Consider the following 17,810-nt stretch of genomic DNA (forward strand, 5'->3'; position numbering starts at 1 on the left):
TTATTTTACATCAGTTTTGATAACTAACAAGCTAGATGTATGGACATCTAAACGGTTACAGGTATAGAATGCTCAAAGTTAATTGTATTACGAGATAGAGCCATGGCTAAATACACTGCCTTTAATGCAGAGCATGCTGTTGATTACATTAAAGAACTTGTTAAAAGTGAACTAATTTCAGTCTTCCCTGCTGATGCAGCACTGACTGCATACGAGTTTGGAGATGGAAACTTAAACTTAGTTTTTCGGGTTGCTGATCAGCACAACAACAGTGTAATTCTAAAGCAAGCACTCCCTTATGCCCGCTGCGTAGGTGAGTCATGGCCATTATCGTTAGACCGCGCCAGAATCGAAGCCGAAGTATTGATTAATCATGGTAAGTTATGCCCAGAGCATACCGTGGCGATATTACATCACAATGTCGAGCTGGCATTAACCGTGTTAGAAGATTTAGGTGAGTTACAAATTTTACGTGGCGCACAAATCAACGCAGAGCAATTTCCCTTATTGGCAAGTCATGTTGCGCTCTACTTAAGCCGTATAGGCTTTTATAACTCGGATTTTTACTTATCTGCTGAAGATAAAAAAGCCAAAGTCAGTCAATTTATTAACCCTGATTTATGTAAGATCACAGAAGACTTATTCTTTACTGATCCGTACATTGAGCATGAGCGCAATAATTTCCCTGCAGAGCTTACTGAGCACGTCGAAAGTATTCGTAATAATGATGCTTTAAAACTAGCCGCAGCTAAATTAAAAGCGAAATTTTTATCGTGCCCGCAAACTTTATTGCATGGCGATATGCACAGTGGCAGCATTTTTGTTGATAGCAAAACCACTAAAATGATCGACCCAGAGTTCGGCTTTTTTGGCCCTGTTGGTTTCGATATCGGCTCATTTATGGGTAACTTGCTACTAAATTACTGTGCCCAAAACGCCCGTATTGCCGAACAAGCAAAACGCCGACAGTATCAAACCCATCTATTAACCTGCTTACAAGACTGTTATAGCCAATTTGAACAACATTGGTTAAACCTAGCAAGCAGCGAAGCAACTGATATTAGCTTTGCAAACCGCGCCTTTAGCGAAGATTACTTACAACACGTATTGCGTGATGCGATTGGCTACTGTGGCGCTGAACTTATTCGCCGTACTATTGGTTTAGCCCATGTTGCAGATATAGACGGTATTGAAGATGCACAAGCTCGTTTAGCAGTACAACAGCAAACGCTCGTACTCGGCGAGCAACTGATGCTCAATGCCACAAGCTGTAACAATAAAGACGAGTTCTTTTCGTTGTTAATCAGTTTATTAAACTGATAGTCAAAAAGTAAAAAGGCGCTCAATGCGCCTTTTAATTATTCAACTCAACTAGATTATTTATTGTAGTGCTCATACATTTTATCGAGCGGCTCTGATAAACCATTTTCTTGTACCACTCGCACATGCTGGCGAGCTAACTCGCGGGCACTTGATACACCACATGAATGAGCAATCAGCCCTGCACCATAATGAATAAACTTATTATAATTGGCGACACGTTGTGCCTTATCGGTCACATCTAGGCCCCGCTGTAAGCGTTCATTATGAGTCGTAATACCGGTCGGGCAGGTATCTTTATTACATTGTAGAGCCTGAATACAACCTAGCGAAAACATATGACCACGCGCCGACACAATAAAATCAGCACCCAGCGCGAGTGCCCAAGCCACTTTTGACGGTACGATTAGCTTACCCGATGCAATCACTTTCACTCGTTCTCTGAGACCATGTTTTTTTAGCAAGTCAACAACCAAAGGCAGGCTCTCTCGTAGCGGTAAACCAACTGAATCCATCAAGGGTTGAGGGGCGGCGCCCGTTCCACCGTCGGCACTATCAATAGTGATAAAATCAGGGGCAGATTCAATACCACGGTTATTTATTTCACTAAACAAGGTTTCGAGCCAAGTGTATTCACCAATAACCGCTTTAAAACCGGTTGGTTTACCTGTGGTACTGCGTACCGTTTCAATCATATCGAGTAAATCTGCTGGGCATTTAATCTCTGGGTGACCATTTGGACTAATCGAGTCATGCCCTTCAGGAATACCCCGAATTTTTGCAATTTCAGCAGTCACTTTGCGCCCTGGTAACATACCCCCTTTACCGGGTTTAGCACCTTGACTCATTTTAATTTCGAACATTTTAACTTGTTCGTGCTCAGCAATCGCTTTGAGTTTTTCGGGGCTTAATTTACCGTGCTCATCTCGTACACCATATTTTGCCGTGCCAATCTGAAACACAATATCGGCGCCACCTTCAAGGTGGTAAGGGCTGAGCCCTCCTTCGCCGGTATTCATCCAACAGCCGGCTAATTTTGCCCCTCGCGATAATGCGCGAACAGCGGGCTTAGATAATGCGCCAAAGCTCATACCTGAAATATTAAATAACGAGTTTGTTGTATAAGGAGCTTGGCAATAAGGCCCTAACGTGACTTCGCTTGGATCAAGTGCATCTTCATCTAAAGTCGGAAACGCACAGTTCATAAACATCACAGTGCCCGTTGCTTCAAGGCTTTGGGTTGAACCAAAGGCCGTAGTACGGTCAACATTTTTCGCAGCACGATACACCCAGCTTCGCTCAGCTCGGTTAAATGGTAGTTCTTCCCTATCCATAGCAAAAAAGTATTGTCGGAAGAATTCACCTTGGCGCTCAAAGAAATAACGAAAGCGGCCAATCACCGGGTAGTTACGGCGAATCGCCTGTTTAGATTGCGTCACATCACTAATGTAAAAGCACACAATCACCAGCAAACCTATACCGAGTGCAAAAATAAACAAGCTGGCAAATACATCGATACTAAAAATTATAAAATCACTCATCCAAGGCCCCTTTGTGAAATGACATCCTTCAAAGCATATAAGGTGTTTATATTACGTGCAATAAACAAAAAAGGCGTGATGTAAATCACGCCTCTTCTTTTATACTGCTATACAGCTATGCTGCTCGTTTTGCTAATTCAGCTTTAATATAAAGTTGAATTTGCTCTTCAAGCACTGACATTGGCACTGAGCCATGACGCAATATTTGATGGTGGAATTCGCGAATATCGAAATCTGCACCAAGTGCTTGCTCAGCTTCGTGGCGTAGACGTTTAATAGTTAGCTCACCAATTTTGTATGACAACGCTTGTGCAGGCCATGAGATATAACGGTCAGTTTCAGTCTTCACGTTGTGTAATGAAAGCGCGGTGTTTTCGCTCATAAACTTCATTGCACGATCACGGCTCCAGCCATACATATGCATACCGGTATCAACCACTAAACGCGCCGCTCGCCACATCTCATAAGTCAAACGACCAAAGTCACTGTATGGGTCTTGATAAAAGCCCGCTTCGATACCTAAAAACTCCGAATATAAGCCCCAACCTTCACCAAATGCCGACAAATATGCATTACGGCGATAACTTGGTAATGACTCAAGTTCAGCATTTAGCGAGATTTGTAAATGATGCCCTGGTACAGCTTCGTGTAAAGTTAATGCTTCAAGAACATACAACGGGCGCTTATCTAGCGCATAGGTATTAACCCAGTAATAACCTGCTTGGTCATCACGGCGAGAGCCTGAGTAACGACCCGTTGTATATTTAGGTGCAATGCTCTCTGGCACTGGCGCAACACCGTACGGCATTCTTGGCAAGGTGTGGAATAACTTAGGTAACTGCGCATCCATTTTCTTGGCAATGTAAGACGCTTCTTTTAGCAAATCTTTTGGTGTTTTTGCGTAAAATTGCGGATCAGTACGTAAAAAGTGCACAAAATCAGCAAACGAGCCTTCAAAGCCTACTTTCTCGATAATTTTTTCCATTTCTGCGCGAATACGCGCGACTTCTTGTAAACCCAGCTCATGGATTTCTTTTGGCGTCATATCTGTGGTGGTGTAGTACTTAGCGCGATTTTCGTAAAACGCTTTGCCATTCGGCGTACTTGAAATACCAATATCTGTACGTGCACCCGGTTGATATTCATTATTAAAGAAAGTTAAGTAACCTTGATATGCCGGAATAACTTGTTCTGTGATAATGGTTTGCGCTTGCTTTTGTAGCGCTGCAAACTCGCTATCACTTAGGCCTGCCGTATTATTTAAAAATGGTTTGTAGAATTCAGACTTAGTAGCATCATCAACAATATAAGCCGTGATTGAGTCTTGATAACCTTCTAAAACAGCCTTTGGCTGGGTTAGGCCCACTTCAAGCCCCTTTCGCATCCAGCCGATATTTTGCGAAAAATAGCGAGGAATTTGCTGTAATTTAGCAAGATATAGCTGGTAATCTTGTGGTTTTGTGTAATCTGAGCTGGAGATCATAAATGACAAGCTAGAATGGAACCCATATTCAGATGTCAGCGGCATATAGTGCGCATTAAACACATATTCATCGACACTATTTTGCACTTGGCCGCGTAAAATAGTCAGGTTAATGCGATTTTCTTCCGATAACTTATCACGGTCGATAGCGTCTAGCTCGGCAAGTAACTCTGTATTCTTTTGGTATTTTTGTTCTAAAAATTCAGCCGATAGATTTTCTAATAAATAACCATCAACGCCATTATCTTTACCATACGGGCTGATGCTTTGGCGGTAATTAACAATATTTTCGGCTACTTGAGTAAATTGCTGATCAGCATCAATATTTGTTACTTGGCAAGCGCTTAAAGTACACGCTAAAGCAACCGCAATAACAGAACGATTTAAAGTTCGCGACAGTGTTTGTTTCATAGCATTCTTTTTAGTTTTAATCAGTATCGCTAAAGTAGCGCAGCACTGGCTAAAACCCAAACAAATGCGACCAAGCTCAGGTTAAATACGCTCAAATTAACAACGGTGTATAAATAAGAATGAGCAAGGTTTAAGCAATTTTTAATTACACTTGTTAAAGTTGTTGAGAAAATCAGCTAATAGACACAAACGAAACAAATTTAAGTTCCAAAGTAAGCGATTTTGCTTTTAAATAGGCTGATTACAGATTACTGTAGACTCAGTATTTATGCTTGGAAGCAGCTATACCTTACGGAAGAGATGATTAATTGGTTGATATGCGTATTTAGTGGTATTGAAAAATGATGTTCCATGATCCCATGGCTATTGCTCAAGAAAAAATGACAAAGGTATGTATCTTTTTAGAACATCATGCATTACCGCCGTCACCACTTAACTACCAAGTTGTTTACACCTACGTCAGCCAGTCTAATCCTAAACTTAACGCCGCTATTGACCGTGCCATCGCACAAAGAAAAACCATCGATTGTGTCTATGTAGAACAGCTTTATTTCGATTTTATAGAGCAAGGGCATAAAATGAAAACCGCCATTGTTCGCAACGTTGACTCAGTAATAAACACCCTTTCGCGAAATGCTAACAATAACGAGCAAAATATTGTGCGCTTTGCTGATCAAGTCACAGAATGTGTTCATTCAATTGATGAAAACAATATTGAGCAAACCCGTCATGCATTAAAAATGCTCAGTAAGCAATCTGAAGTCCTGCTCAATCAGCACCGTCAATTTAAGCAAGAAATAGCAAAAGCCAAATCACTACAAGAAAAAACCCAAAAACAACTCACTCAATTACGCAAACAACACATTACCGACCAACAAACCGGCTTATACAAACGCCATTATTTAAATCAACAAACTCAACTTTGGGTCGGCCAAAATAAAGCGGTTTGTGCTATCTCTATTCACATTGAGAACTTAAACCATTTTATTGAAAACTATGGTGATGTGATTGGTGAAGTAATTTTAAATAAAGTCGCCAAACAGGTGCAAAAATACGTACAAGAAAGCGGCTTACCTGGGCGCACAAGTAAAGATGAATTTACCATCTTACTTGCTGATATTGAGCCTGAAACTGCCAACTTAATAGCCGAAAAAGTACGAAATGGTGTCGAAAAGCTGCGCTTTGTCAGCTCAAAAAATGGCACCAAACTCCCCGCTATTACCTTAGCCCTAGGTATCGCTAAACATGAAGGCGATGGCGACTTTAACAGCTTAGCCCGTAAAGCCTCTTTAGCAGCTGCGAAAGCCAAGTCGCTTGGGCAAAGTAGTTTTATTGCCGGCCAGTAAAGTTTAAACCTGTGCTAAATCATGAAAAGCAATGCTAATCTGATGATTTAGTTATAATCAAATTGCACCCCACAGCTACAATCAAGTACACTAGTCTTTATTGCCACGATAGAGATTAATCATGAACGAGAATCAAGAAAAGACCACGCATTTTGGCTATAAAACCGTTGCTGAAAACGACAAAGCATCAATGGTTGCAGATGTATTCCACTCAGTCGCTGCAAAGTATGACGTAATGAATGATCTAATGTCGTTCGGTATTCATCGTTTATGGAAACGCCAAACTATTGCAAGTTCTGGTGTTCGTAAAGGTCACTATGTATTAGACCTTGCAGGCGGTACAGGCGATTTGACCGCTAAATTTAGTCAGTTAGTGGGTGAAACAGGCCAAGTTATCTTAGGCGATATCAACTCTTCAATGCTGAAAGTTGGCCGCGAGAAACTGCGTAATCTTGGTCGTGTTGGCAATATTGAATATGTACAAATGAATGCCGAAGCATTGCCATTTCCTGACAACAGCTTCGACTTAATTACGATTGCCTTTGGTCTTCGTAACGTGACCGATAAAGATAAAGCTCTACGCTCAATGTATCGTATTCTTAAGCCTGGCGGTCGTTTACTTGTGCTTGAGTTCTCAAAACCAGAACAAGAAATACTGAGCAAAGCTTACGATTTCTACTCATTTAATATCTTACCTAAGATGGGTGAGCTGGTTGCGAATGACAGCGAGTCTTATCAATACCTTGCTGAGTCTATCCGTATGCATCCAGATCAAGAAACATTAAAAGGCATGATGGAAGATGCGGGTTTTGAACAAACCAGTTATCAAAACCTTACTGGCGGTATTGTTGCCCTTCACCGTGGTTTTAAATACTAAAAACTCTGTAAATTAAGTAGGTAACGCGATGTTAGCAAACGCTCTGTTATCACTCGTCGAACGAATCATTAATCAACTGCTGCAGTTAGACCCTCATTTAAAGGGTAAGCTTGCAGCAATTGCTGATAAACAGCTGTTGATTGAGATACGTGATTGGCAACAGTCAATTTTGTGCGTTTACAGCGACGAGCAAATTCACTTATACAGTACGCAAGAACGCAGTTTTGACTGCATGATCAGCGCCGATATCAACACCTTGTTAGCGCTTAAAGATCCATCAATGCTCACGCAACTCATTCGCCAAGACAAGCTCGACTTACAAGGCGATTTAAATCTTGCGCAAGGCTTTAGCAATGCGTTTGCTGAGCTTGATATTGATTGGCCAGAACATTTTTCTCGATACATTGGCGATGCCCCAGCACAACAGTTGTGGCTCTCTATTCAAGCTTTAAAACGTCGTGGTTCACAAACGAGAAGCAAGTTAGAAAATACCTTAACAACGCTTTGCCAAGATGAGTTAGCAGTGACCATAAATCCTCTTGAACTTGCTGAATTTAAACAGCAAAATCGCCAATTAAAAAGCCAAGTATCTCAATTAGAGATGCGAATTAACGCGCTGTTACAGTCACGCTAATGCGCTAAGGAACTTGTGTGTCGTCTGCTCGTCTTTATTACATCACTAAAACCCTACTGAGCTATGGCTTAGACGAATTAATACCACGTAAACGAGTGCCTTGGTTTGCCAAACTCGCCCGTGGCAGCTTATTTTGGTTACGTAACCAACATAAAGATAAACCTGCAGGTATGCGCTTAAGACTTGCATTGCAAGAGCTCGGCCCGGTGTGGATCAAGTTTGGTCAAATGCTTTCTACACGCCGTGATTTACTGCCGCATGATGTCGCATTAGAGCTTGCACTGCTACAAGATCAGGTTGAACCTTTTGAAGGTGAGCTTGCCCAGCAACTGATCGAAAAGGCGCTCGGTATTAATGATATTAGTGAATTATTTAGTGATTTTTCGCAAACACCTTTGGCATCAGCCTCGATTGCACAAGTTCACACGGCAACCTTAATAGATGAGCATGGCGCACCACAAGATGTGGTGATTAAGGTCATTCGCCCTAACATTAAAGAGCAAATTGATGCCGACTTAATGCTAATGCAAAAAGTCGCACGCTTAGTGGCTAAGTTATTAAAAGAAGCCAAACGTTTACGCCCTATAGAGGTAGTAAACGAGTACAAAAAAACCTTGCTCGATGAGCTCGACTTAATGCGTGAAGGGGCGAATGCGATTCAGCTACGCCGTAACTTCGAAGACTCAGATTCGCTCTACATTCCCTTTGTTTATAGTGACTACAGCCGCAGTAACGTATTAGTAATGGAGCGCATTTATGGTATTCCGGTATCAGATACCGACGCATTACTGGCACAAAATACCAATATGCAGCTACTAGCTGAGCGTGGAGTCGAAGTATTTTTCACACAAGTATTCCGCGACAGTTTCTTCCACGCTGATATGCATCCGGGTAATATCTTCGTTTCACGTGAAAACCCTCATAACCCAAAATATATCGGCATTGATTGCGGCATTGTGGGCACCCTTAATCGTGAAGATAAACGCTATTTAGCAGAGAACTTTATTGCCTTTTTCAACCGTGATTACCGCCAAGTAGCGCAACTGCATGTTGATTCTGGCTGGGTACCCGCCGATACCAGCATTGAAGAGTTTGAATTTGCCATTCGTACTGTGTGTGAACCAATTTTCAACAAACCACTGGCCGAAATCTCTTTTGGCCACGTGCTAGTTAACCTGTTTAATACGGCTCGTCGCTTTAATATGCAAGTTCAACCGCAATTAGTGTTACTACAAAAGACGCTGTTGTATGTTGAAGGCCTTGGCAGACAACTGTATCCGCAGCTTGATTTATGGAAAACCGCTAAACCTTTTCTAGAAGATTGGGTCAAAGAACAAGTTGGTCCGCTTGCAGTAATGAAAAAAATGTATGCGAACTTGCCATTTTGGGCAGAAAAAATGCCTGAATTACCTGATTTAATTTATCAAAACTTAAAGCGTCAACAACAACCTGTACAATTGCCAGCGCCGCAATCTGCTAAGCCTTTGTTACTTAGTATCTTTGCTGGTAGCTGTTTAATAGTTTCAGGCTTATGTTATTTACAGCATGACTTAGTCGCCAGTGTAATTACCGCAGGCTTTGCTATAGCAGGCTTTATTGCAGCATGGCGAAGCGCATAAACTAAGTGCTATTTATGTTTTGGTGGGTATAATCAAGGCAAGTCTATTCAATAAATTTGATAAAAACGGAGTAACCCATGGGTTTTGGTGGTATCAGTATTTGGCAATTAATCATTATTTTAGCAATCATCGTGTTGTTATTTGGCACAAAGAAACTTCGTGGCATTGGCGGTGATTTAGGTAGCGCAGTAAAAGGCTTTAAAAAAGCCGTGTCTGATGATGACCAAACTAATTCCAAAAGCGAGCAAATAGAGCAAGCTTCTAACACGCAAAGCAAAGAAACCGTAGAGAAAAGCAAAGACGACCATAAGGCTTAATCAACATGGGGATGTGGGAACTTGTTGTCGTACTTATCGTAGGTCTGATTGTGTTAGGCCCTGAGCGCTTGCCTGTGGCAATTCGTACAGTTAGCCGCTGGGTAAAAACATTAAAGTCAGTCGCCAATTCAGTGAAAGCTGAAGTGAACGAAGAACTCCGTATCCATGAGCTTCACGAGAACTTAAAAAAAGCAGAACAGCAAAACTTGCAAGAGCTCACACCAGATCTGCAAGATTCTGTAAACGAACTTCAAAAGGCTGCTCAGTCAGTTACCCACAGTTATAAAAAAGACACACCAGAAAAAGCAGAAACTAACAATAATGACGAAAAAAAGTGAATTTAATCTCTGCTTTTGTGGTCAATAACAATGATGATGAATAGTAAATTATGACCGAGCAAGCTCACACAGGCTTTGTTGGCCACTTGATTGAGTTACGAAACCGACTCATGAAAGCTTTGTTAAGCATTTTGCTAATATTTATCAGCTTGGTGTATTTTGCCAACGATATTTATAGCTTTGTTGCAGCTCCACTGATTGCAAACTTGCCAAGCACTGCCACCATGATCGCAACGGATGTAACAGCACCTTTTTTTGCACCGTTTAAACTCACCTTATTTGTGGCGTTATTTGCTGCTATTCCCATGATACTGCATCAAGTTTGGAGCTTTATAGCACCAGGTTTGTATCAACATGAAAAGCGCATGCTAATGCCAATTTTGGCCTCAAGTATCTTGCTATTTTATAGTGGTATCGCATTTTGCTACTTTGTGGTGCTACCTATTATTTTAGGGTTTTTTACTAATACTGGCCCTGATATGATGACATTAGCACCTGATATTAGTAGTTATTTAAGTTTTGCTTTAAAACTGTTTTTTGCTTTTGGTATTGCGTTTGAAATACCTGTTGCCATCATGCTGTTATGCTGGAGTGGCGCAACAACAACGAAAAGTTTAAAAGAAAAACGACCTTATATCGTGGTAGGTGTATTCGTGGTTGCCATGTTCTTAACACCTCCTGATGTACTGTCACAAACATTACTAGCATTACCCATGCTGTTATTATTTGAATTAGGTTTAATTTTGGCTGCATTCTATACCGCCAAACCTCAACAGGAATCCGAGGAATAAAATGAAAAAACAACTCATTCCCTTCGTTGCTCTTTTAACTATTGCTGGTACTGCACAGGCAGACGAAGTTAACTTACAAGCATTGCAAGCCTGTACTTTTGTTGAAAATGATTTTAACCGCTTACTTTGTTACGACAACGTAATGGCAGGTAAATCACTTTCAAAACCGGCTACAAAAAAACAAATTGAGCAACCTGTAACTAGCTCAGCAGCTCCTGTTGCCGCAGCAGCCGCAACAAGTGAACAAGCTCTAAAAACAAAAAATGAAGACTTTGGTTTAGAACACAAAGAAGTTGCAAAAAAAAATGATGACGAAATAACCGCAGTGGTTAAGAGCGTTAGAAAAGCGCCTTACGGGGAGCTGATTATAGAACTAGAAAACGGTCAACAGTGGCGCCAAGTAGGCTCAGATAGAATGAAGCTAGAGGTGAGCGACAAAGTCATAATTGAACGAGGCGTTTTCAATTCATTCTTGTTAAGAATCGAAGGGCAAAACCGTTCAATTCGTGTTAAGCGTACTGACTAATGAACTATTCGCTAGTTGATGCTGGCGTCAATTTAAGCAATCATCAATTTGATGATATTCATCAAGCTGTGTTACAACGTGCCGCAGAGGCAAATGTAACACAGATGCTTCTTATTGGCTGCGATCTGCAAAGTAGCCAAGCCTCTCTTAAACTCGCCAAACAGTTTAAGCAATTTTGCACAGCTGGGGTCCACCCTCATGATGCAAAAACTGCAGATGATCAGCTTGAAGCACACTTAACAACTCTCAGCCAACACCCTGAAGTGGTTGCAATTGGCGAGTGTGGCCTCGATTACAATCGTGACTTTTCTCCTCGCGATGTTCAGCGCAGCGTTTTTAGACGCCAGTTACAGCTTGCTGAGCAACTAAATATGCCTGTGTATTTGCATGAGCGAGATGCCAGCGAAGATATGCTCGCAATCTTGAGTGATTACAAGGTACGAGGCGTACTACACTGCTTCACGGGTGACGAAAACGCACTCCAAAGTTACCTAGCAATGGGGCTTTATATCGGTGTTACGGGCTGGGTCTGCGATGAACGCCGTGGTGAACAACTACAAGCCTTAGTACCAACTATCCCTTTAAATCGCTTGTTAATTGAGACTGATGCGCCCTTTTTAATGCCGAGAAATATTAGGCCTAGACCTAAAACTCGCCGTAATGAGCCTCAGAACCTTCCTTATGTATGTCAGCAAATTGCTGATTTAAAAGGCTCAGAATTTACTGAAGTGGCAAAACAAACTACACTAAACTTTCAGCAATTATTTTCCATAAAGGGTTAAGATGAAGCGCCTATGGTCACTTTGTGGCGTAATCTTCGTTGTTTTATTTACTCCTTACTTGCAGGCTAACTCCATTGTTGTTAGTTCACAATTCAAATCTCAACATACGCTTAATGTTGAGTACACCCTTGATCCTATCACTCAACAGCAAGCCTTTAGCAGTAACAATGTAACTTGGCATTCAAGCCAAGGCGAAACCCTAAATCTAGGTATGACTCTAAAACCAATGTGGCTCAAGCTATCGATAAGAAACACCTCATTAGATGTTATTCCACTGATATTATCGATAGATAACCCTTTACTCGATGAAGTGAGCGTGTTTCATCTTCAAGGTAGCCAATTATTATTTAACACAAAGATTGGGGATGCAGTCCCATTATCTAATCGGCAAATCAAAAATGAGTCTCTGTTAGTCTCATTAACCATTCCAAAAGCCAGCCACTCCGTTGTTTATCTTAAAGTTAAAAACAATGGGGGTTTAAGAGTACCTCTAAGCCTTTGGAAACCCTCAGAATACCTAAAGCATAAAAGTAAATTTAATTTATTGTACGGTTTATTAGTCGGTTTTATATTATCACTCGCACTCACTAATTTAGTGCTTTATGGCTTTTCTAGACGCCGCTATTTCGCCTATACAGGATTATTACTTACCTTGCTGTGGCTTTCTTTGGCTTACCTTTATGGCTTTGGTTATCGTTATTTACAACCTAGTGGCTCATCGTTTCAACAACTGACAATCCCAACTCTATTTTTTATCTGTGGTGCGTTATTTGTACCATTGCAAGGCTATATATTCGGCTTTACCAAATCTCGCTTAAACCGTTTTCAGTATTGGCTAGCATGGGCAGTTGTGCTTGCCACTATAACAATGTGGTTTTTGCCTATTCATATTGCTATCACACTCTGCTTATTGAGTTTACCTGCGGTGCTTATCATTTTTGCAGGTATTGCTCTAAAACAGTTTAATCATGAATATAAGCAGCCGTGCATTGGCTTTTTTGTTGCTTTGTTCGCTTTCTTCTGTGCCATTGTTTACAGTGCACTCGGTGTATTTAATCCATTTGATTTAAATATCGGAATGCTTTCGCTCACCTTCGTTTGCTTTTTAGTTTGTAGCTTGAGCTTGAGTTATGCGGTAATAAAATTGTTTTTGATGCAACGCGACGCTGAAGTCGCAGCGCAACAAAATGCACTAGCAGAGAGTAAAGCACAAGATACCTTAATGCGTGAGCGCCTTGAACTGCAAGAGCAAGCACGCCAAGATCTTGAAGCTAATATTGAAGAGCGTACCTTTGAGTTACAAGTGACCTTACGCGAGCTTGAAGAGAAAAACCGAGAGCTTGAACAACTCAATATGGAAGATGCTCTCACTAAAACCAAGAACCGCCGTTACTTCGATAAAAAGCTACTGATGGATATTCGTCGCTCGCGACGTGAACAAACACCTTTAGCCATCATCATGTTAGATATCGACCATTTCAAAGCAATTAATGACACCTACGGTCACTTAACCGGTGATCAAACCATTCAAGCAGCTGCCGATGTCATCAAACAGCATCTTAAACGACCTCTCGATGAAGTGGCACGCTACGGCGGCGAAGAATTTGTCGTGCTGTTGCCTAATACGCCACTGGCAGGTGCATTAGAAATTGCCGAACAAATACGCAAAGCAGCCCAAAATACTGATATAATAGTTGCCGGAACAACGATTAAATTTACTTTGAGTGCAGGTGTTTACAGCGCAATTGCTGAAGACATTAATAACCCAAGTTTTTTCACTGACTATGCCGACAAAGCCTTATATCATGCCAAGCAAACAGGTCGAAATCGCGTAGTGAGTTATCCTCTACCAGACTAGGAGTATACAAAGCATGGCCCAATCAGGACTCGACCTTTTCCCTTATACACGTATGCGCCGCATGCGTCGTGATGACTTCTCTCGTCGCCTAATGGCTGAAAACCAACTAACTGTAAATGACCTTATTTTTCCTGTATTTGTGCTAGAAGGTAAGAACCGCCGCGAAGCCATTGAGTCTATGCCAGGTATAGATCGTCTTTCTATTGATTTGTTGCTTGAGGAAGCGAAAGAGCTTGTAGAGCTAGGTGTACCTGCCGTCGCTATTTTCCCGGTAACACCGAGCGATAAAAAATCCCTTCTTGCTGAAGAAGCCTATAACCCAGATGCATTAGCACAACGCACTGTACGCGCACTTAAAGAAGCTTTTCCTACATTAGGTGTGATCACAGATGTTGCACTTGACCCATTCACTATTCATGGTCAAGACGGCATCATCGATGAAGACGGTTATGTGATTAACGATGTAACAACTGAAATCTTAGTTAAACAAGCGCTATCGCATGCCGAAGCTGGAGCTGATGTAGTTGCGCCATCAGACATGATGGATGGACGTATTGGTGCAATTCGTGAAGCTCTCGAAGCCGAAGGCCATATCCACACTCGTATCATGGCTTACTCAGCTAAATACGCTTCAAGCTACTATGGCCCATTCCGTGATGCGGTAGGTTCTGCAGGCAACTTAAAAGGTGCCGATAAAAAGACCTATCAAATGGACCCTGCCAACTCTGATGAAGCGATTCGTGAAGTAGCCCTTGATCTGCAAGAAGGTGCAGACATGGTGATGGTAAAACCAGGTATGCCATATTTAGATGTAGTACGCCGCGTAAAAGATGAGTTTGGTGTGCCCACATTTGCTTATCAAGTAAGTGGTGAATATGCTATGCATAAAGCAGCCATTGATAACGGTTGGCTTGCAGAAGATGCAATAATCATGGAGTCATTATTAGCATTTAAGCGCGCTGGCGCCGATGGCATCCTGACTTATTTTGCAAAACAAGCTGCAAAATGGTTAAAAAACAACTAACTTAAAAAAATGTTCTTAAAATAGGTCATTATTTCTATTTTATTAACATTTTGTATTTAATTTGTCATAGATTTTTCTTAAAGTACTGTGTCCCATATTGGGACTTTAATAATACATACACGGGAAAAATAATGATAAATACAAAATTAACGCCGCTCGCGCTTGTTATTGCAAGCCTGAGCGCGCCTGCTTCTGCCAACCTAATCATCTCTGAATATGTTGAAGGAAGCTCTAACAATAAAGCGGTAGAGCTATACAACACATCGAGTACTGAACTATCGCTTGACGGTTACACCATCTCTTTATACTCAAATGGTAACGGCGATCTAGCAGACCCTAATAACAGCTTAGCTTTAACCGGTACTCTTGCAGCAAATGCAACCTACGTTATTGTAAATGCGGGCTCTGCTGATGAGTTAAAAGCCAATGCAGATACTGAATCAACAATCACTTACTTCAACGGTGATGACGCATTAGTGCTAACTAAAGATGGTGCAATTGTTGATAGCTTTGGTCAACTGGGCGTTGATCCAGGTTCAGCATGGGATGAAGGCGGCGTTTCAACACAAAATAAAACACTGCGTCGTAAAGCAACGGTTACTACAGGCCGAACTGATGCAACCTCTGCGTTCAACCCAAGCGATGAGTGGGAGCAATTCGACCAAGACGATTTCAGCAATATTGGTCAATATGGTGAGAGCACAGAACCAACGCCTGAGCCAGAACCTGTCACTCCCCTTGAGTGTGGTGCAGCAAAAACCTTAATCAGCGCAATTCAAGGTGAAGGCGGCGACAGCCCGCTTATTAACACTGAAGTAGAAGTTGAAGGTGTTGTTACAGCTGACTTCCAAGGTGATGATCAACTAAAAGGTTTCTTCATTAGCTCACTTGCTGCTGATGTTGATACAAACCCACTAACTTCTGAAGGTGTATTTGTTTATTTCGCAGATACCGACGTTGCAGTTGGTGACCATGTGCGTGTAAAAGGTAGCGTTGCTGAATACTACAGTGCAACACAACTAGGCGATGTTAGCCAAGTTGAGATCTGTGCGACAGGTTTATCTACTGATGCAACCGCTATCACTTTACCAGTTACTGACGTGGCAGACCTTGAAGCTTACGAAGGTATGTTAGTAACCATCGCGCAACCTTTAGTCGTTAATAACAACTACGGCCTTGGTCGCTATGGTGAAGTTGACTTAGGTACTGAGCGTTTATACCAAGGAACTCAAGTAGCGCTTCCAGGCGATGCAGCAAATGCTGTTGAAGCTGAAAACCTGAAAAAACAAATCTTAATCGACGATGGTTCAACAAAGCAAAACCTTGATCCTATTGCTTACCCAGGTACGGGCCTTGATGCCTATAACACATTACGTTTAGGCGATACTGTTAATACGATTACCGGTGTAATGGGTTACAGCTTCGACCGTTATCGTATTCACCCTACAGTACAACCTGAGTTCACTGCAACTAACCCTCGTACAGATGCACCAGAGCTTAACGAAGATGCAGATCTACGTGTAGCAAGCTTTAACGTATTAAACTACTTTAATGGCGACGGCCAAGGTGCAGGCTTCCCAACTAGCCGTGGTGCAGATAGCGAAGAAGAGTTTACTCGCCAAGAAGCTAAATTAGTTAGCGCAATCACGGCTATAAATGCTGATGTGATTGGCTTAATGGAAATCGAAAATGACGGTTTCGGTGAAAATAGCGCCATTGCTAGCCTAGTATCTGCACTTAATGATGAAGATGCAGAAAATACCTACGCATTCGTTGATTTCGGCGTTGACCAAATTGGTACTGATGCAATCACAACAGCACTGATTTATCGATCAAATAAAGTATCTGAAGTTGGTAAGGCTGCTCATACTACAGTAGAACCTTTCGATTACAGTAATCGCCCGCCAATTGCACAAAGCTTCCAATCTCTTGAAAGCGAAGAAATTTTCATTGTTGCCGTTGCCCACCTAAAATCTAAAGGCGGCTGTGGTAGCGCTGAAGGTAATAATGCTGACCTAGGCGATGGTCAAGCATGTTGGAATGAAATCCGTGTTGCGGGTGCAAATGCATATGCTGATTGGTTAGCAACTTACCCAACTGAAGTTGAAGATGAAGATATCATCCTAGTCGGTGATATGAACGCTTATGCGATGGAAGATCCTATCCGTGCATTTGCAGATAAAGGTCTGAAAAGTGCAGTTGCTGAACTAGACGGCGACACATTAGGTTACTCTTATAGCTTCTCTGGCCGCATTGGTAGCCTTGACCACGCACTAGTCTCTGAATCTATGCTTGCTAAAGTTGTTGCTGCTACGGATTGGCATATCAATGCCGATGAGCCAATCAGCCTAGACTACAACCTTGAGTATAAATCATCGACACAACAAGCTAGCCTTTACGCTGACGATGCATACCGTGCATCTGATCACGACCCAGTGATTGTTGATATCCAATCTGCTGAGCCTGTTCCAGAACAACAAGCGCCAGTAATCGAAGTTCAGCAATCATTCGAAATCGTTGAAAACAGTGAGGTGGGCGCTGTGATTGGTCAACTTGTTTTCTCTGATGGTGACGCTGATTATACACCTGTCGTTAGCTTTAGCATTGAAGGTGAACATGCTGACGCGATTGCAATCAGTGCTACAGGTGAAATCACAGTAGCCAAAGAGCTCGATTTTGAAGAAGAAGACAAGCTTACATTAATGATCCGTGCAGAAGATAGCGCAGGCAACTTATCAGAAGCACAATTACTCTACATCAACATTACCAATGATGTGGCAGATGATGTAACCGAAGAAGTTGAAGAAGATGAAACTGAAGAAGAGTCAAAAGATGATGATTCTGGTTCATTTGCTTGGTTAAGTCTACTTGCTTTACCATTTGCACTTCGTCGTCGCATGAAAAAATAAGCGACACCGCATTAAGTAAAAAGGCCGCTTATCG

15 protein-coding genes are annotated in these 17,810 nt (G+C 41.8%); 13 read left to right on the forward strand and 2 right to left on the reverse strand.

The genetic code is table 11. The features are described 5' to 3' along the window. Positions 1-102 precede the first annotated feature (102 nt). On the forward strand, positions 103-1,320 hold the full coding sequence (gene mtnK / locus IRQ78_RS13175; protein WP_194442457.1) for an S-methyl-5-thioribose kinase: 1,218 nt from the start codon (positions 103-105) through the stop codon (positions 1,318-1,320). A gap of 56 nt (positions 1,321-1,376) precedes the next feature. Here mtnK and IRQ78_RS13180 read toward each other — a convergent pair whose 3' ends face one another. Both IRQ78_RS13180 and IRQ78_RS13185 read right to left on the reverse strand, forming a co-directional pair. Next, a complete protein-coding gene (locus IRQ78_RS13180) occupies positions 1,377-2,861 on the reverse strand; it encodes an FMN-binding glutamate synthase family protein (RefSeq protein ID WP_194442458.1) in 1,485 nt (494 codons plus the stop codon). Positions 2,862-2,976: 115 nt separating this feature from the next. Next, a complete protein-coding gene (locus IRQ78_RS13185) occupies positions 2,977-4,755 on the reverse strand; it encodes a DUF885 domain-containing protein (RefSeq protein ID WP_194442459.1) in 1,779 nt (592 codons plus the stop codon). A gap of 359 nt (positions 4,756-5,114) precedes the next feature. Here IRQ78_RS13185 and IRQ78_RS13190 point away from each other — a divergent pair, with 359 nt between their 5' ends. From IRQ78_RS13190 to IRQ78_RS13245, 12 genes are all read left to right on the forward strand, one after another. After that, on the forward strand, positions 5,115-6,101 hold the full coding sequence (locus IRQ78_RS13190) for a GGDEF domain-containing protein (RefSeq protein WP_054552347.1): 987 nt from the start codon (positions 5,115-5,117) through the stop codon (positions 6,099-6,101). 121 nt (positions 6,102-6,222) lie between these two features. Next, positions 6,223-6,978, forward strand: coding sequence for a bifunctional demethylmenaquinone methyltransferase/2-methoxy-6-polyprenyl-1,4-benzoquinol methylase UbiE (gene ubiE / locus IRQ78_RS13195; protein ID WP_054552346.1), 756 nt, complete (start codon positions 6,223-6,225; stop codon positions 6,976-6,978). 28 nt (positions 6,979-7,006) lie between these two features. After that, positions 7,007-7,612, forward strand: coding sequence for a ubiquinone biosynthesis accessory factor UbiJ (locus tag IRQ78_RS13200; RefSeq protein WP_138599079.1), 606 nt, complete (start codon positions 7,007-7,009; stop codon positions 7,610-7,612). Between the two features lie 17 nt (positions 7,613-7,629). Further along, complete coding sequence (gene ubiB / locus IRQ78_RS13205; RefSeq protein WP_054552344.1) at positions 7,630-9,231, forward strand: ubiquinone biosynthesis regulatory protein kinase UbiB; 1,602 nt, start codon at positions 7,630-7,632, stop codon at positions 9,229-9,231. A gap of 77 nt (positions 9,232-9,308) precedes the next feature. Further along, positions 9,309-9,548: a Sec-independent protein translocase subunit TatA gene (tatA, locus tag IRQ78_RS13210; protein ID WP_054552343.1), complete on the forward strand. Its 240-nt coding sequence runs from the start codon at positions 9,309-9,311 to the stop codon at positions 9,546-9,548. A 5-nt stretch (positions 9,549-9,553) separates the two neighbouring features. Further along, complete coding sequence (gene tatB / locus IRQ78_RS13215) at positions 9,554-9,886, forward strand: Sec-independent protein translocase protein TatB (RefSeq protein ID WP_054552342.1); 333 nt, start codon at positions 9,554-9,556, stop codon at positions 9,884-9,886. Between the two features lie 50 nt (positions 9,887-9,936). Further along, the gene (gene tatC / locus IRQ78_RS13220; protein ID WP_063700986.1) at positions 9,937-10,677 is read left to right on the forward strand and encodes a twin-arginine translocase subunit TatC; all 741 of its coding nucleotides are present in this window, start codon (positions 9,937-9,939) and stop codon (positions 10,675-10,677) included. Position 10,678: 1 nt separating this feature from the next. After that, positions 10,679-11,203: a hypothetical protein gene (locus tag IRQ78_RS13225; protein ID WP_054552340.1), complete on the forward strand. Its 525-nt coding sequence runs from the start codon at positions 10,679-10,681 to the stop codon at positions 11,201-11,203. Then, a complete protein-coding gene (locus IRQ78_RS13230) occupies positions 11,203-11,985 on the forward strand; it encodes a TatD family hydrolase (RefSeq protein WP_138599080.1) in 783 nt (260 codons plus the stop codon). Before IRQ78_RS13225 ends, IRQ78_RS13230 begins: the two co-directional genes overlap by 1 nt. Position 11,986: 1 nt before the next feature. After that, on the forward strand, positions 11,987-13,843 hold the full coding sequence (locus IRQ78_RS13235) for a sensor domain-containing diguanylate cyclase (RefSeq protein WP_194442460.1): 1,857 nt from the start codon (positions 11,987-11,989) through the stop codon (positions 13,841-13,843). Between the two features lie 13 nt (positions 13,844-13,856). After that, entirely contained in the window at positions 13,857-14,867 is a 1,011-nt protein-coding gene (hemB, locus tag IRQ78_RS13240; protein WP_194442461.1) for a porphobilinogen synthase, read from the forward strand. 131 nt (positions 14,868-14,998) lie between these two features. Then, on the forward strand, positions 14,999-17,776 hold the full coding sequence (locus IRQ78_RS13245) for an ExeM/NucH family extracellular endonuclease (RefSeq protein WP_194442462.1): 2,778 nt from the start codon (positions 14,999-15,001) through the stop codon (positions 17,774-17,776). Positions 17,777-17,810 lie beyond the last annotated feature (34 nt).

The organism is Pseudoalteromonas simplex (genome assembly GCF_015278155.1).
In the GTDB taxonomy this organism is placed as follows: Bacteria; Pseudomonadota; Gammaproteobacteria; order Enterobacterales; family Alteromonadaceae; genus Pseudoalteromonas; species Pseudoalteromonas simplex.

Excerpts from the sequence above, each read along its gene's own strand:
- mtnK (WP_194442457.1), top strand. The coding sequence starts at position 103 with ATGGCTAAATACACTGCCTTTAATGCAGAGCATGCTGTTGATTACATT.
- IRQ78_RS13180 (WP_194442458.1), bottom strand. The coding sequence starts at position 2,861 with ATGAGTGATTTTATAATTTTTAGTATCGATGTATTTGCCAGCTTGTTT.
- IRQ78_RS13185 (WP_194442459.1), bottom strand. The coding sequence starts at position 4,755 with ATGAAACAAACACTGTCGCGAACTTTAAATCGTTCTGTTATTGCGGTT.
- IRQ78_RS13190 (WP_054552347.1), top strand. The coding sequence starts at position 5,115 with ATGGCTATTGCTCAAGAAAAAATGACAAAGGTATGTATCTTTTTAGAA.
- ubiE (WP_054552346.1), top strand. The coding sequence starts at position 6,223 with ATGAACGAGAATCAAGAAAAGACCACGCATTTTGGCTATAAAACCGTT.
- IRQ78_RS13200 (WP_138599079.1), top strand. The coding sequence starts at position 7,007 with ATGTTAGCAAACGCTCTGTTATCACTCGTCGAACGAATCATTAATCAA.
- tatA (WP_054552343.1), top strand. The coding sequence starts at position 9,309 with ATGGGTTTTGGTGGTATCAGTATTTGGCAATTAATCATTATTTTAGCA.
- tatB (WP_054552342.1), top strand. The coding sequence starts at position 9,554 with ATGGGGATGTGGGAACTTGTTGTCGTACTTATCGTAGGTCTGATTGTG.
- tatC (WP_063700986.1), top strand. The coding sequence starts at position 9,937 with ATGACCGAGCAAGCTCACACAGGCTTTGTTGGCCACTTGATTGAGTTA.
- IRQ78_RS13225 (WP_054552340.1), top strand. The coding sequence starts at position 10,679 with ATGAAAAAACAACTCATTCCCTTCGTTGCTCTTTTAACTATTGCTGGT.
- IRQ78_RS13230 (WP_138599080.1), top strand. The coding sequence starts at position 11,203 with ATGAACTATTCGCTAGTTGATGCTGGCGTCAATTTAAGCAATCATCAA.
- IRQ78_RS13235 (WP_194442460.1), top strand. The coding sequence starts at position 11,987 with ATGAAGCGCCTATGGTCACTTTGTGGCGTAATCTTCGTTGTTTTATTT.
- hemB (WP_194442461.1), top strand. The coding sequence starts at position 13,857 with ATGGCCCAATCAGGACTCGACCTTTTCCCTTATACACGTATGCGCCGC.
- IRQ78_RS13245 (WP_194442462.1), top strand. The coding sequence starts at position 14,999 with ATGATAAATACAAAATTAACGCCGCTCGCGCTTGTTATTGCAAGCCTG.